Source organism: Candidatus Hodgkinia cicadicola, assembly GCF_002774925.1.
The window spans coordinates 12,430-27,510 of record NZ_CM008769.1; the positions used below are offsets into that span (position 1 = coordinate 12,430).

Annotated in this window: 22 protein-coding genes and 1 pseudogene; 19 read left to right on the forward strand and 4 right to left on the reverse strand. The window is 32.1% G+C overall.

Annotated features, from left to right (window positions below; translation table 4 throughout):
* Positions 1-57: 57 nt before the first annotated feature.
* The 9 genes and pseudogenes from glyA to MAGTDC_RS00080 form a co-directional block, all read left to right on the forward strand.
* Positions 58-249, forward strand: a pseudogene (glyA, locus tag MAGTDC_RS05785) (serine hydroxymethyltransferase); the annotation flags it as partial.
* A gap of 111 nt (positions 250-360) precedes the next feature.
* The gene (locus MAGTDC_RS03965; RefSeq protein ID WP_192572875.1) at positions 361-483 is read left to right on the forward strand and encodes a hypothetical protein; all 123 of its coding nucleotides are present in this window, start codon (positions 361-363) and stop codon (positions 481-483) included.
* A complete protein-coding gene (locus tag MAGTDC_RS03970) occupies positions 468-644 on the forward strand; it encodes a hypothetical protein (RefSeq protein WP_192572876.1) in 177 nt (58 codons plus the stop codon). Before MAGTDC_RS03965 ends, MAGTDC_RS03970 begins: the two co-directional genes overlap by 16 nt.
* A 1-nt stretch (position 645) precedes the next feature.
* Positions 646-768 (forward strand): hypothetical protein, encoded by a 123-nt coding sequence (locus MAGTDC_RS05115; RefSeq protein ID WP_278046835.1) that lies wholly within the window; start codon positions 646-648, stop codon positions 766-768.
* Positions 761-1,486, forward strand: a complete 726-nt coding sequence (locus MAGTDC_RS00055; protein ID WP_192572877.1) for a hypothetical protein — start codon at positions 761-763, stop codon at positions 1,484-1,486. The genes MAGTDC_RS05115 and MAGTDC_RS00055 overlap by 8 nt, the downstream gene beginning before the upstream one ends.
* Before the next feature lie 104 nt (positions 1,487-1,590).
* A complete protein-coding gene (locus MAGTDC_RS00060) occupies positions 1,591-1,845 on the forward strand; it encodes a hypothetical protein (RefSeq protein ID WP_192572878.1) in 255 nt (84 codons plus the stop codon).
* A 113-nt stretch (positions 1,846-1,958) separates the two neighbouring features.
* Positions 1,959-2,261, forward strand: a complete 303-nt coding sequence (locus MAGTDC_RS00065; RefSeq protein ID WP_146656487.1) for a hypothetical protein — start codon at positions 1,959-1,961, stop codon at positions 2,259-2,261.
* The gene (locus MAGTDC_RS00070; protein WP_192572879.1) at positions 2,239-2,397 is read left to right on the forward strand and encodes a hypothetical protein; all 159 of its coding nucleotides are present in this window, start codon (positions 2,239-2,241) and stop codon (positions 2,395-2,397) included. The genes MAGTDC_RS00065 and MAGTDC_RS00070 overlap by 23 nt, the downstream gene beginning before the upstream one ends.
* 262 nt (positions 2,398-2,659) lie before the next feature.
* Positions 2,660-3,136, forward strand: coding sequence for a PLP-dependent transferase (locus tag MAGTDC_RS00080; RefSeq protein WP_146656490.1), 477 nt, complete (start codon positions 2,660-2,662; stop codon positions 3,134-3,136).
* 1,314 nt (positions 3,137-4,450) lie between these two features.
* On the opposite strand, the gene MAGTDC_RS00090 is transcribed toward MAGTDC_RS00080, so the two are convergent.
* Together MAGTDC_RS00090 and MAGTDC_RS03975 are read right to left on the reverse strand one after the other, a co-directional pair.
* Positions 4,451-4,654, reverse strand: a complete 204-nt coding sequence (locus tag MAGTDC_RS00090; RefSeq protein ID WP_146656492.1) for a hypothetical protein — start codon at positions 4,652-4,654, stop codon at positions 4,451-4,453.
* A complete protein-coding gene (locus tag MAGTDC_RS03975) occupies positions 4,641-4,808 on the reverse strand; it encodes a hypothetical protein (protein WP_192572880.1) in 168 nt (55 codons plus the stop codon). The genes MAGTDC_RS00090 and MAGTDC_RS03975 overlap by 14 nt, the downstream gene beginning before the upstream one ends.
* Positions 4,809-5,729: 921 nt before the next feature.
* Between MAGTDC_RS03975 and MAGTDC_RS03980 the strand changes: the two genes are divergently transcribed.
* Entirely contained in the window at positions 5,730-5,876 is a 147-nt protein-coding gene (locus tag MAGTDC_RS03980; RefSeq protein WP_192572881.1) for a hypothetical protein, read from the forward strand.
* Here the strand turns inward: MAGTDC_RS03980 and MAGTDC_RS00095 are convergent.
* On the reverse strand, positions 5,865-6,083 hold the full coding sequence (locus tag MAGTDC_RS00095; RefSeq protein WP_146656493.1) for a hypothetical protein: 219 nt from the start codon (positions 6,081-6,083) through the stop codon (positions 5,865-5,867). The genes MAGTDC_RS03980 and MAGTDC_RS00095 overlap by 12 nt on opposite strands.
* A 1,425-nt stretch (positions 6,084-7,508) precedes the next feature.
* Here MAGTDC_RS00095 and MAGTDC_RS03985 point away from each other — a divergent pair.
* From MAGTDC_RS03985 to MAGTDC_RS00120, 8 genes are all read left to right on the forward strand, one after another.
* On the forward strand, positions 7,509-7,682 hold the full coding sequence (locus MAGTDC_RS03985) for a hypothetical protein (protein ID WP_192572882.1): 174 nt from the start codon (positions 7,509-7,511) through the stop codon (positions 7,680-7,682).
* A gap of 183 nt (positions 7,683-7,865) precedes the next feature.
* Complete coding sequence (locus MAGTDC_RS03990; protein WP_278046836.1) at positions 7,866-8,012, forward strand: hypothetical protein; 147 nt, start codon at positions 7,866-7,868, stop codon at positions 8,010-8,012.
* 46 nt (positions 8,013-8,058) lie between these two features.
* A complete protein-coding gene (locus MAGTDC_RS00100; protein WP_192572884.1) occupies positions 8,059-8,250 on the forward strand; it encodes a hypothetical protein in 192 nt (63 codons plus the stop codon).
* A 463-nt stretch (positions 8,251-8,713) separates the two neighbouring features.
* The gene (locus MAGTDC_RS00105; RefSeq protein ID WP_278046837.1) at positions 8,714-8,980 is read left to right on the forward strand and encodes a hypothetical protein; all 267 of its coding nucleotides are present in this window, start codon (positions 8,714-8,716) and stop codon (positions 8,978-8,980) included.
* A gap of 514 nt (positions 8,981-9,494) precedes the next feature.
* Positions 9,495-9,644 (forward strand): hypothetical protein, encoded by a 150-nt coding sequence (locus tag MAGTDC_RS05120; protein ID WP_278046838.1) that lies wholly within the window; start codon positions 9,495-9,497, stop codon positions 9,642-9,644.
* 159 nt (positions 9,645-9,803) lie between these two features.
* Entirely contained in the window at positions 9,804-10,049 is a 246-nt protein-coding gene (locus MAGTDC_RS00110; protein ID WP_192572886.1) for a hypothetical protein, read from the forward strand.
* A 753-nt stretch (positions 10,050-10,802) separates the two neighbouring features.
* Entirely contained in the window at positions 10,803-11,069 is a 267-nt protein-coding gene (locus tag MAGTDC_RS00115; protein WP_278046839.1) for a hypothetical protein, read from the forward strand.
* Positions 11,070-11,267: 198 nt separating this feature from the next.
* Positions 11,268-12,359: a sigma-70 family RNA polymerase sigma factor gene (locus MAGTDC_RS00120; RefSeq protein WP_146656498.1), complete on the forward strand. Its 1,092-nt coding sequence runs from the start codon at positions 11,268-11,270 to the stop codon at positions 12,357-12,359.
* 13 nt (positions 12,360-12,372) lie between these two features.
* Here the strand turns inward: MAGTDC_RS00120 and MAGTDC_RS00125 are convergent, their stop codons facing one another.
* Positions 12,373-12,555, reverse strand: a complete 183-nt coding sequence (locus MAGTDC_RS00125; RefSeq protein WP_146656499.1) for a hypothetical protein — start codon at positions 12,553-12,555, stop codon at positions 12,373-12,375.
* A 1,902-nt stretch (positions 12,556-14,457) separates the two neighbouring features.
* Here MAGTDC_RS00125 and MAGTDC_RS03995 point away from each other — a divergent pair.
* Entirely contained in the window at positions 14,458-14,595 is a 138-nt protein-coding gene (locus MAGTDC_RS03995) for a hypothetical protein (RefSeq protein ID WP_192572887.1), read from the forward strand.
* Positions 14,596-15,081 lie beyond the last annotated feature (486 nt).

The following is a 15,081-nucleotide window of genomic DNA, read 5'->3' on the forward strand; positions in this document are numbered from 1 at the left end:
TAATCGTTGGTACATCCTCATATCCAAGACCAATAGGTTAATAAAGGTTTCAGAAGAGTAGCTGATATAGTTGATTCGTTTCTACTTACTAACATCTTACATATTATTGGTCTAATTGTTATCGGATTACAATCTCCACCAATCGAACGTTGTGATGTTGTTACAACCGCAACGTCCAAGTCCTTGAGAGGACACCATAGCAGATTGATATTATCAAACAAACGGGAATTACTCCAATCGTTTATCTAATGCGGTGTTACCAAGATTAAAAAGATGAACCGATGATGGCCATTATGGCCACTAAAGCAGTGGTATTCCTTAACAAACAACAAGAATAAGTATAGAACATGAACAAAACCTATGGTTGGAAATACTAAGACCATGGTTGAACGATTCAAGAACAACGAAATAGACATTGTTTCGAATAGAACAGATAATCACTTAGTCATGATAGATTTAATAGAACCTTGGGATTACTGGTAAGCAAGTGACCTCTTTGTTGGACCGATGTTACATCACAGCAAATAAAAACAACATCAAAATGATCTACTATCGATCAATACTACCTCTGGTTTAAAGTTGGTACGTTAACATGTACATCGAGAAGAGAATTAAACAAGGTAAAGACTTGAGAGGATAGCTAACATGGTAGTATGATGTTTTGTTAGAGATAAAAACAGAGATGAGGTATCACTACCGCTTAAAACAAGGACAAGGATGGAGGTATCGGATCTTGTTGATAAATATCCAATCTATTACAATGTTTAGGTTGAACAAGATTTTAACTTGTTTATTAGATATAATAAAAGAAAGATTATTAATACCTGTGATTGGTTTTGTTGATAATTTGAAATCGTCAATGACTGACTGTTTGTTAGTGGTGAAAACGATTCTGTTGACTTTTATTGATTTGTTAACAACAACCGACCATCATAAACTCATCAGAAGTATACAAAACGATTGTAACTCCGAACCAAACACCGTTTGTACCCCAATCAACCAATACATGTTTACTGGATTAGATAAAATTCCTACCACGTTGGTTAATGTATCGTCATTATCAAATGATATTAAACTTAGTATTATATCTGAATCAGAATCAAAGATTAAAAATCAAACAATCAAACCAGATCCACATCTGACCGTTGCTGAACCAAACGCCCATGATCCCGAAGTTTGAAGTGGACGTTGACGTTGGTCCAAGTTAACACTATTACAACGATCCGATATGTCAGATTCAAACACAACAATTATGGTCTCTACACCGTTACATGCTAATATCACAAACGATAATCACAAGTCTGTTGCAACCACCGAGGAAACATATGAGCATGGAAGTGGCATTATCCTGGTGATTAAATCATGAACCATGAATGATCAATGAAACAACTGTCCAGAATTCTATTGGTTTAGATGAAACCGTCATAACAACAAGGATATGACCGAACGTTGTGATTACCAGTTAACTAACACGATACATCAATAAAACATACACACATTTAAACATTCCGATAACTAATGTTAATTCTATCCAAGATAAACAATTACATAATGTCAATGTTAAAGAGTATACGGGATTGGTTGTTAAACTTGATTTTAAGGTTCCTGTGTTCGTTAACAGATCAGAGATGATTGATGTTCTATCTTACAATTTTATTGGTGATATTATCAAACGTTTATAAGGTAGATGGCAAGGATGTTGTAGTTAACAACACAGATAGGGATGATGGAGATGGGAGAGAAGATGATGATGAAGGTAAAGATAGTGAGGAGGGAGATGAAGATGAAGACACCGATGATGATGGTGATGCTGATGGAACAACCAAACGTTGTAGACGTAAGTAACATGTTATTAATTCTATGGATACCAACAACAATAGGTGTTTAAGCTTCGATAGTAAAGATGTTTATTCGGATACTAATGATGGACAACGAGAAGTCAGTATATAGATATTAAAATGGAAGATACTAAAGAGGATATTAATATAACTAGAATGATTACAATGAAGAGGAGATCGGAACTTGCTTATACGATTAATGCTTTAAACATAATTTACAACAACCTTGTGAAAGACTGAACGTTTCAAACCAAAACACCATCTGATATTATCAGATCAATGGCAACCGATAGCCAACATTGGGTATCATCCGCTGTTCATAACTTAAGCACAACAATTACTATTTTAGAATACTCCGATAGCACGATATTAACAAGTTCAAGAATTAACAGCAACAACGTTGACAGTTTTGTTTTTGCTTAATCCCGGTGATCATGTGTTGATAACTGATTCAGTTTATTATCCTTTGAAAGAATTCTGTAATATGTTATCGAAGTTAAACATAAACGTTGGTTATTTCAATCCCAGAGACGAGTATACCTTAAAGACATTAACTTAGAACAACCACCAAGTTAATTCATTTAGAATCACCGTGTTCGGATACGTTCGAGGTATTGGATATCGATAAAATCTGTAAATATGTTAAACAACGGTCCGATAAATGCATTATATCAATGGATAATTCATGAGCAACACCTCTGATTTACAAGCCATTGAATACATTGGTGTGGATGTATCGATCTGTGGTTTAATAAAATATTTGATAAGATGGCCGAACACCGATCTTACATCAATATCAACAACAAAAACCTTGATCACATATGTTTATAAAGTTCAAAAATCTCGTTGATTTAACATGTGACAATTGTGATCTGTTATCCATTCTCAAAAATTTAAACACTTCCATCTTCCGATTGTATCACCGTTATAATCCGATCATGAAACTCTGTAGACATTTGTATACGATGAGACATTTATGCCAAGCGTTTTGTCCAGCATTACCAAGCTCATCCGATCATGGACTTTGACAACAAAATTACAACCTCCAAAGTAACACAATATCCATTAAGTTAAATGAAAATTCAATTGACAAATGTAAAAGATTTCTAAGCAACTTAGTGGTTATTAAAACGGATGGTGTTTATAATGACAACAAAACTTCAACTTCGTTGTTTGTTATCAGACATAGGTTATTTGGAACCGAATCCACTTACCCAATAATAAGACTACAGATCGGATTAGACGATGTTGATGATTTAATAACTGATTTGAACAACACTTTGATCGTAACCGGATAATTGGATAAATTTATTATCTTCTAGATTATCTGTTGAACCAACGGTCATAAACTTGAACTTAGATCGAGATAAATCAATAAAAACAAACAGTTCCAACCATGTTTTTGGTTCACCATGTTGGCCAATAATGGTTGGCTTGAAGTTAAGTAAACCAATGCCGATATTAACTTAATGCATCAAACGTTGGTTTGTTTGGGTTCAATTATTGATGATTTGTTAGCCAACCTCAAACGAGATCTTCCATGTTGTTCATTTATCGATTTCATGTTGAAACCAAGATTTAAAGTGGTATCTTTGAACAGGCCATACCTGTTGTTCGATTTTATAACAGTATTAAAAACATATCAGAATGAATTATGGTATAGAGATCGATCATGGAGTATGTGTTTAACAAAGGTTGGTCTTAGACCATACCCATAACACAGATATAAGTCAACAAGTAAAGATAGGAGATGATGTTACATTAATGCATGGAATTACCTTAGGATCTATCGGCCAACCAATTAGATCTTAACACACCAACATCCAGAAGTACAATCATGATCGAATGTTGGAACGAACAGTACGGTATTAGGTAGAATTGAAATCGATTATTGTGTCAACGTTTGAACAAACACGATCATAACACAACAGGTATTACCATATAATGTGTTAGTGGGTGTTCCAACACAAGTCTTTCTCAGTTAAGTGTTTACCACTCACAACAAGGTGACAATTAAGTTAAATTCAACGAATAAAACATCTTTAGCATACAAAGATTCGGTTATAACAACATCTCATTAACAACGAAATAAGAGGAGAACTTCGATTAGCATAAACCTTCTGTATAACATTTATAATATATCTTTCATAATCTATCCTATCTGATAAACTTTGGCTAACAACGAATGATCCGAACAATGTTCTCATTACCCCTTTCGGTTTAACTCATCGCAAACATATTCACATTTATTTCTTATTTAAACATTGTTTATCATCCTTGGTTTTAACCAATAATCATTAACAACACACATACAAACCATATCTTCATACTTACCTCAGTAATTTAATTTATCTAAATCCGGTCACAACATCCATGGTCTTACATCTGTATTTATTTTGTTATAATCTCTGATATCTATCGGCTAATATGTACTTGTTTTAAACGTTTGTTTAACATCCACATGTTTCAGTTCAAAAGAATTCGATTCATGTTTAACCATCTCTATCTGCTATCAACATCATGGTTTCCGATTATAAAGGTGATATTAGCCTCCGAAGTTGATGATTAATACCATGATCTGGTTCTTTCAAATTTTGTACTTGATGTAGTCGTTAACATCAACCTTCCATTCTTCAACAATCGTTATAGGTTATCACTCATCGGAACAACAGGTATGCTCTTAATTCATTAGAAAGGGATATACTCAATACATCGGATGTTGTTGTTGACAACCGATAACCTTGTTGTTTCGATATAAATGAACTATAACTAACGGATAGCATATCGAATCTCAGAACAACACTAAGAAACGACATGTTGGTTCGGTCCAACGTGGTATCAAAGTGTTATTAAATTAACCTTAGGTTCGGTTAGTCCAACCTTTGTCATTGACAACCAACACATGATTACCAACAAATCTAAACACCGAAGCAACACTGACACAACGAAATAATCCCAATTGGTGTACATAGAGGTATCGGAATTAAACTGTTAACCAACCTCCAATGAAAGCTGACAACGTTGGCAACGCAGTTACTATCGTCATGGTGTTCAACAAAATGATGGTAAATTTGGGATTCAAACGTTGATAACCCAGATATTAGTCTCTAAATGTTAGAGGATGGAATAGATACCGCAAGTGGAAACAAGTCGGTGTTGATTTAATCAAAAGAAATTATAAAAATTCTTATCAAGTTTACGATGAAATTATTCAGATCTGATCAATTGTTGTAAACAGTGATAGAACCATCAATGGTAAACATGTTATCGAAATGTTCCAACGGGTAGTTAATGATGGAATAATTGCTATGGATGGAACGAAGTATTGAATCCTGGATTGGAATTGGTTAATGGAATGAGATTTGATAGTGGTTGTAACTTGATTGGATTAATTCCAGATCAACGGAAGATGACTTGTTGGTTTAACAACCTTATGATTAGTTTGTCGATGAAAACGTCCAAAGTATGAGACTGGTCGTTGTGTTGGAAATTATATTAGCAACCGATGATAGATTTGATAGTAATTGTCGATGATATTGATGGAATATGATATTAACAACCTTATTGTGTACACATTAAAACGAGATCATAATTGTCTGATGTTTAATCTCTGGATTTTGTGATCGGAACAACACACGTTGTGAGATATGGGTGTTGTTTAGCCGATATGTGAGTGGTCAATGAGGTTTAACCATCAACAAAAATTTACATAAGCATTACGTTTAGTCAATTAAAACCACACATCAGGAACAACGTTAACTTAAGGTTTCTACCACCATTACTGGTAGGTTCAGGATGGTAGGGTGGGTGTTGATGTTGGTTTAAAAACACCGATCGAAACCAGATATTGATGATGAATTATGTTGTGTTAAGAACAAGAAACACGAACGTTTGATAAGGTTATCCCGCAGGATAACTTCGATGAAGGTAAGTGGATTGATTTGAACCGAAATTAATAACAACAGGAATAGGATGGAGGTTATGCCAACAAAGAGGCACCGTTGTTATATCAACTTTCTGGGATTATTAATTAAATAACCACTTGTTGTCAACATCCATGTTGCTATTGATATGTTTCAGTTTTGAAATAAAACGATTAGTCTTATTGGCTTTAACCTTAGCAGCTCTTCCAAGCTTCGAAATGATGGATTCTATCTTAGATAACACATCTTCGTTGGCCGTTCAATTATTGATCCTATTGATAACAAATTTGTACTTTGTTCTAAAACTGTTAAAACTACTCATAGTTCAGTGTTACAACATAATAACGTTACAACAAATGAATGACGGTAATGACCATCTAAGTAGATTGGGTATAAGTATTCTGGGAAAATAACAAAATGTGATAATTAACTAAAGTACAACACATTAATGGCTAACAAAATGATGAAATGAAACCTAAAAATAACAACCATATAAACAGTGTTAACACAAATGTTTGATGACAACATAATGGAAGTTGGATTGTTAATTTTTGGTAACAGATCACAACAAAAATACCATAGTTCAGTTTCTAACATTGTCAATAAATATGTTTATAATAATTCCGATTTTAAATCATTAATATGAATACTTACACTAAATCAGATGGTGTTAAGTTATTACCCAATGATAATATAAAATTCACAACAAAGTGATGATTTCTTGTAACATTAATCAAATAATGGTTTTAACAACCCTGTTTGTTTGAATGGTTCGTATGACACTCCGTTATCCAACCATTAATCCATGTTTAAATTAGATGTACGATAATTAATCACATAGTTTCCAAACACAAACAAAATTTTATCTCATTCCAATTCAAACATCCTTAGTTGTTGATATAATTCGAGATATTCATTTACAACCACAATTATTCACCACATGTTGTGTTTTTTTGTTGTCATAATTTAACATCCAAGTTACCATTTTGTTGTACCATAATTATAATCTCATAATCATTTCGATTAATCAATTTGTAAACCAATATAATTTACTCCGATATACGATGAATGATTAATTTATCTGTTAATCTGTTGAATATAACACGAATGTTAAGATAAACTGATGTTACAAAGTATAACCATGAGTGGTTAATTCCAACAATCCAAATTAATTTATATACATCTGACATTGAGATGTTCGTTACCAAGGATCAATAACAACATCCGATCTCCCAAAATTCTAATTAAACTGTTATTCTTATACAACCATTGATCATAATTGTTGTTAGATTTGGAATTAATTCATTGAACTGTTGCCAACAACAATTTCATCATCCATATCGGTCAGATAAAAACAAGAATCAATGAGTTCTTACTATTTTTACCCCATGGGTGTTGGATTATTCCAACGTTCAAACACATTTATCAGATATCAAGATGATTAATAGATTTGTTAATGGTCTCTTTAATTCGGTTACTTACAACCCAAGTCAATCACATCGGATCATTTAATCTTGGTAATTACATCAGTTCCGAATTATGATCTTCCGATATTAACATGAGTTACCAAATAATTTAATTAGTCTTAACGGTAAACAGTGCTAATGCTGATATGAAATGTGTTAACATCTGTTTTGATTACTGTTTCCAACAACCTTTACAACAACAAAATGTCAAGGATTTAACATATAATCCGTATTTCAAATTAATAGATGTTGTATCAGATTAATGTTAGATGTTACAACAAATGATTTTGATTTTAACAACAAAATCGAGTTTATTTCAGAAGCTAAAAGGTTACAACCTGGTAACAATATATGTTAAAGTTGTTAAAAGTGATATACTCGATATTAACAAATGCGGTTACTTCATGAAACTGGAGGTTTGAAGTGAGGAAACCGAACGTTGATCTGAATGGTAATCGCATGTGAATAATTGATCTAATAGATGGTACAAATCCATTTGTTCGTTGTTCACTAATTCAAAGATACATTAATTAATTTAATAAAACATGTGGATGTTGGTTTTGGTACTGTCAATCATCCAGATTTAGATGAAAGATTAATCACTACTGATACATTTTACATAAACAAACAACATGAGGTTGTTTTATTACCGAGAAACAACTGATAACAAAACCTTCAAACAACATGCATGGCCGTTGTTCCATCCGAATACATGAATATCGGAGGTAGAGAGATTGGTATTAACTTGTTGTTCGATCGAAGATTGGCATGAAATATATAGTTAAATGACCATTATGTTTATATCCATGTTGGATAAGGGAAACACAGATGATGTTGTTGGTTGTAATCTTGGACCAGATGGTGTTGTTCAATTGATTGGATGGTGAAGGTTGTGAGATGTCTGAAAGTACATGAATTGAAAGGAGAGAGGATGTTGTATGTTATGGTAAAGGGTTAGTAGATTCGGAATGAGATAGGATCGGACAACAACGTTGTCAGGATGTTGTTAAAAGCATATGTTAACATCATAATTGTTTATAGTTTATAATATTCCGGTATTTCATGTACGATTAACGATGAAGTATTAGCGGACAATATAAATTTAATTAAACTAATATTCATATGGTATTGTTGAAGTTAGAAGAAGAAACGGAAAGTTAATAATGGATGGTGTAATGGTAGTCAATACAAAGATTGGATTAAATGGTAGGTGTTACGGTATTGGAAGATAGAAGTAACATCGATGTTTCGGATATAAAACAACAAAATAATAATTAAGAAGTATATATTTCAGATTATTCAGAAGCAGTAGTGAACACAATTGAGACGAATACCTTCAATTCAAATCACATTTATCAATCAGGTTACACTAACAACTTGTATAAAAGTTAACGAATGAGTGGTATTAATAGCTTAAAAACTAACAGGATTACAGTGTTTGTTACGTAACAACGTTGGGTCTTTGTTTCAACAAGTAAGGGTTTAATTGGTGTCTTTCGATGCATTGGAGTCAACATATCGAAATGTTTCATTCGATGAAATGTGATGAGTTATAAACAAACACATTGTTAAGCATGGATGTAAACATGTTATTGATTGGAACTGTTTTGATGCATTGAAAACAACAATGCTATTTGTTTGGTTAGGAATATGGAGAAGGTTGATGATCGAACATGTGTTAGTAATATCGGTGACGATAAGTGATGCATCCTGGAAGGATTTATCTGATTGAAACATTCTGACATTCGATTAGTCATGTCAAACTATTTAAGTGTTGGATTAAATTGTGATCATCGAATTAAAGACTTGAACAACATGCTTCCGGATTATTATAAATTGTTGGTAAGTAAATACAAACATACTTGAACATAGGTTCTTCTGAACGAAGAAAGGAAATATAATCCATGAATTCTAATGGTTTGTTGAACAAATTAAGCTATTAACAAAAATCCAGTGCATATGTGTTAGGTGGTTGTTGTGGTTTTTGGTTTCTTTAGAACATATCAGAATTAGTTAAGGTTGTAATCACTAACAAACCTGTCAAGATTGTAGATTGTTAATATCAAACACAATCGTTTGTTCTTAGTGGATTAGAGCTGATAGAAGTAAACAGAGACGGAGTTAACAAGATCAACGAATGGGTAAATGTATCAGGATCAAGTAGATTTAAGAGTTACGATGGTTACAAGAAGTTACGAACTGAACTTCGGATATCGTAAGACAACAAGTGGTACGTTGGAACAACGTTTATAGATCTAAATGTTTGGTTGATGTTATTGTTGGATTCGGAGGTAGACGATTCGAAGTTCTTTGGACTTGAATTAACAACAAACCTGATTTATCAGTGTTGCCAATTATGATTGATTCCTTTGAATGAAGATACACATTTAATTAACATCGAAACATATACAAGGTAACAACGTTGTGATTAACAACACTTAGGAATAGAAATAAACACTTCATAGATGAATGTGAGGTAGATCAAGATGTTCGGATGTTGTTAGTGGTTGTTGGTTTCGATGAAAGAGAATAGTTTTAGTTGTTGATAGTGATTAGAAATTTATAAACGAGTACATGTGTTGTCTACGAGGTATGTTGATAACAACGTTGAAGAAATAATAATAGATTTAAATACCTTTGTAATGGTCATGGAGGTTTTAGATCATGATGGAACTGTTTTAGAATTAATAAAACAAAGTATTAAATCAGTAACCATGATTTATTCGAAGGTAGTTATAGTATCAGATACATCGAATCCATCATTTTTATTCAGAGATAACAACAAAATTAGACGAGGTATTACAACGTTGTGTCTAAGATAGATCATACTTGTTATGATTGGATTTTAGTATACCAAATGTTTCGAACCGAATGTTACATTAAACATTAACAACGTTGGTTAACATTTTGTCATTGATTACTAATATCGAATAATAGGTAGATATTGATAGAAGAGATTTAACTCCGATGATAAGTTTGATACTTTCGATCGAAGGTTGGACTAACAAGAATGATAATCGAAGTGACTGAAATGTTAGATCGATAATAACATATAGCTGTTGGTGTTGTTAACACATTGAACAAAATCCAGTGGAATTAACTAGGGATATAGGTATGTTGTAGGTTGCAGAAAATAGAAACATTGATGGAGGACATAGGATGTTATTAGCAGGATTTGTTTAGTGATGAAAATGTATATACTTCGAGGTAATAAAAGGTTAGAGGTAATAGATGAGGGAAGTAGAGATGATAACAACGTTTTAATTGCAGCATTTGGTAACAGATGAACAAATTCGTAGTAATAATGTGATAGTGATGGTAACAACGAACAAGTAATACCCATAATGTTGGGTATGGATGTTGTTAGTAGTGTTTATTAGGTAGGAATGTAAGGTAATAGATTAAATACTGGTAGTTGTTAATGAAATTATTAGCCATAAAACATGTAGGAACAAAGTGTCATTGGATCTTCATGTTATGATATTTCTCATTGATCTATTAATTCCTATTGAAATTGTAAGACTTGTTAATTGGTATTGAGATACACTTTCATCGTGTTGTTAACAACAGGTTCGATGGGATGGTTCTTAACATTAAATGACAAGAAAAAACGGGTAGTAACATCTATATCCTTGTTTTTGTTGATAATTAAATTCAATAGAAGTTATAAGAAATTTATCGAACATTTAGAAGATAAGATGGAAACTCGTTCGATCAATAACCATAAGGTCTATCAAGTACTAATAATTTGATGGATGGTTCCAACATATATTAGTTTATGTTTACATGAACATATTCATTTGGTTGGAATCACAGTTGTTAAACGCAATAAACCAATTTAGTCGATTGTACTCGGAATAACCGATTACTTATTGAATAAAAAACAAACAAATGAATCAATAGATGTTTAAATGAATTTTAAAATAGATTATACAGAGAAAACCGAAATAAAACTTCATAACATGATTTGTAAGATACAGTTTATATTATTCATTAACATCATCAAATCACCGATAATAACTAAATTTCTATATCAAATCTTGGAAGGGTTACAATGTTGTGTTCTTGATGTCTATGAAATATTAGATGTAAGAGTGAGTAACAACTGATCACAACAACATAGTTACTGTTGTTTTCAAATTGATAATTATTTACAAGAACGGAATTATATACAATATTTAAATGGGAGTGGGACGGTTAATAACTCTTGGTTTAAGTCATGTAAATGTAAGACATGTTTCTTAATAAGGTTGCTTTACAAAGCCATTTTATATCGAAGTTCATTGAGATCTCATTGATGTATTGTCAACATTTTGATAAAACTTGATCTTGATCTTTTAGTTATGCAGTTATTCCATGTTTTGTTGTTATGTTTTAAACGGAACATAGATGTTATAAGATCAACATGTTTACATCAAAAGAAAACGTTGGAACATCTTGTTTCGGTGTTGAAGATTGATAGTATCTTTAGAAGAACCAAACGGCAAATGGTTAAAGCATGTTCATGGATACCAATGAATGTTTCAGCAGCATATTGTGATTATGGTATTCAGAGATCGGAGTTAATTACAATCGGAACAACAGGGTTGTTAATGTCAATCAACAGGTTTAACTTTCAGAATAACCAACATTTTGCTGTATTTGCCAAATGATGAGTGAAACAAAAAATCATTCAGAAGATACTTGATGAGAATGGTGGACTAAAACATATCAGAAATGCTGATAGTACAGACAACAAAATGGTTAAGCTTAAGAAATTATCTTTGGATTATTGTTTTGATGATTCTGATCTACATGAGACTGTTGCAGACGACGATATCGAGATTGATGAGACTGAAACTGTTGAACCCACTGAGAACCTAGACATAACAGATGTTTATGACTCTATGACAACTGTTAAGCTTTCGTTGATGTCTCCGTTCGAAGAAAGATCAGTGAGATTGAAGAAACTCAGTCAGGATAAATTATCACTTAGCGATATAGGTTTGGATGTTGGATTAACGAAGGAACGTATTAGGCAATTACTGTTAAGTGCTAATGACAAGTTCAAGGAAATAAATCATCCTAATATTATGGCATATGCGAGAACCAAACCAATTGATCTTCCATGTGAAGATCCAGATGACTACTAATTCATACTACCAATTACAAAATCCCAACATCTACAACAATTATAGAATATAATACCATGAAATTATCATAAATCCATCAATTATAATAAATTAACAGCATCGATCTACCTTTTGATAGTATCTTAACCAATAATTTAAACCATCATTGTACATTTGTTAATTGTATACCAATTTTGTTGTTAAAACTTACAACCAAGTATTATAACCAAACATAATCTGATTACATCAATCCTATATCGAAGAATATCTCTATTATTTAATCCGAACCCAATAGGATTACTGTTTTTAAGTTCAGATTAATTTAAACAACAACAAAGTAACATGTGGTTGTTTTATTGAAATGATTATCTCGATACATATCACCAACAACATGATAAAAAACAAGATGATCGGACATAAAGAGCCGGATGTTGGCTTATAATTGTTATTATGTTAGAACCAGGTTGTATTTATTCGTAATAAAACATCCCAATATGCTTAAGCATTATTATATCAACTACAGATGTTTCTTATCATGGATGTTGTAATAAATTAGTTCGATTAGAGTATCAACTGAAAGATTTGATGTAATTTGATATGGTTGAATTAACAAAAACCATCATTCGGTACCATTAACTGAATATAGTTGATAAGAATAGGATATGTTATTTGTTGAACTTCTTAGTTGTTAATGTGGTTGTTTGAACGATGGCCATGAATCGAACTAACGTAACAACGTTCAGATGACATTACACTACTTGTTGATATTTGGTTGTCGATACCCAATGTTCATGTAATTTAATCAATTAATTCGTACATGTTATTGGAACTTCATCGATGTACCAAAACTATGTTATATCGGTTGTTAATCTCAGATTTCATGTTGTTATGTATTTAGTTAATTAATTACCGATATGTTAAATCAAATAATTTTATACAACGTATACATACAAATTAACCCAACCACGATATTATTTGATTGGGTATTATGATTGATTTAAACAACAACAAGATGATAATGTGTATGTCGGACTATATAAATTGTGAAGTTGTTAATAACAATTCATAATTGATTGGTGTGATACATAAAATGTTGTTCGTATATCTTAATTAATAAACAGAGATAATCGGTTTGTTATGTTCGGAAGTAAAGTGTATATAATTCGTTCTGAAAGATAGACAATTAAATGTAAACATATCAAACAAGTTCTATGACTGGAGGATTGAAGTGGAGTTACAACAAAAAAATTATTAATTGTAGTGGGTAAATGTTTATATTCTGTGTTGTAGTTATGATATTAAGTCTTTGGTTCGGGATAACCATAATTGGGTCCGATAATCATCTAAAAGAGATGGAATAAAGTACCATAAGGTTCGATACAATTGTTTTGGTGGTGGTTTAATTGATCTAAGTACTACATGTTAACAACAACCCAATGATCTATGACATGATAGTAAACATAACTGTTCGAGATATTAATATCGGATACCTTCTTTGGTCGTTGTTCATATTTTAGATTAAAACGTTGTAATAACAACCGATTGAACATCTTAGACCGTTGTGATCGGATGGTGTGTTATACCACATTGATGTAAGATGGTTTAGTTATAGCAACTATCGGTTCGATAGAAGATATAATAGTAATTAATTAAGAAGTAACAATAAAGTATATCACTAAACTATTAAATGCTAATCGTGTTGTTAGTGGCTTTGATAAGTAAACGATCCAGTGATTGGGAGTAATAACGACTGATCATAACAAGTATAGGAGTGGTGAAGGTTGGTTAACATGTACGTTTAATGTGGTATTGGACATAACAAGGATGGGTTAAAACATTGATGACAACGTTGTTACATCATAGAAATGGTTAGGAATTATAGATGGATGATATAAAGGAAGGATAACGTTGGATGTGGTATCGGATAGTTAATTGATGGGATGTAAGATAAACTTATCAAAGTGGATAAATCATTCTGGTTGTACGGATATTACGTTGTTGCTTATTCTTGGAGGTTGGATGTATAAGTTTCAACAGGATAGGTATGTTTGATAGGTGTAAGATTGGATGTTTGATGTTCGAAGAACAAGATCCATGGTAAGCATTGTAGAGATCAGAGATGGAGGTTAGGAGGGTAAACATATGGTTGGATGGAGGTAAACTGTCCTATTATATCAAGGATGGTAAAGGAAACATGGTCTTAAATGTAGGAGGGAAGGTGTGATGTTGTTGATATCATCGATGAATACAAGTTTAAGCTTATTGGATAACAAGTTATTGAGTTGATTCTAAGTGTTTTATTAGTAACTTAGGATGTTGTGTTTGGTATAAGAAAGGTGTTAATTGTATTGAATTATTTGATGGTAAAATTAACAACGTTGGATCTGGGTTGAGATGTGATTTAACTTAGAATGGAACAACGTTCATAATATCTAAGTATGGAGGTAAGGTTAGTTTACCGATGGTTGTATCTTATCTGGGATAATTAAATGCAGGTTTATGTTGGAAATGATATCAGAGAATGGAAATATATTCGTTGTATTACTGTTTTATATGTCATCGGGTTGGTAACTTTTATTTCAACTTAAGATTTGTTATCTATAAACGATATGACCATCATGATAAAAGAAGTGGTTCTTATTTATATGTGGTTTATTTGTAAGCAGATTAAAACAACCTTGTGTTAGTGGTATTATTTAGAACATGAAGTCATATCTGATATAAATTGGTTAGGATGGTTTAA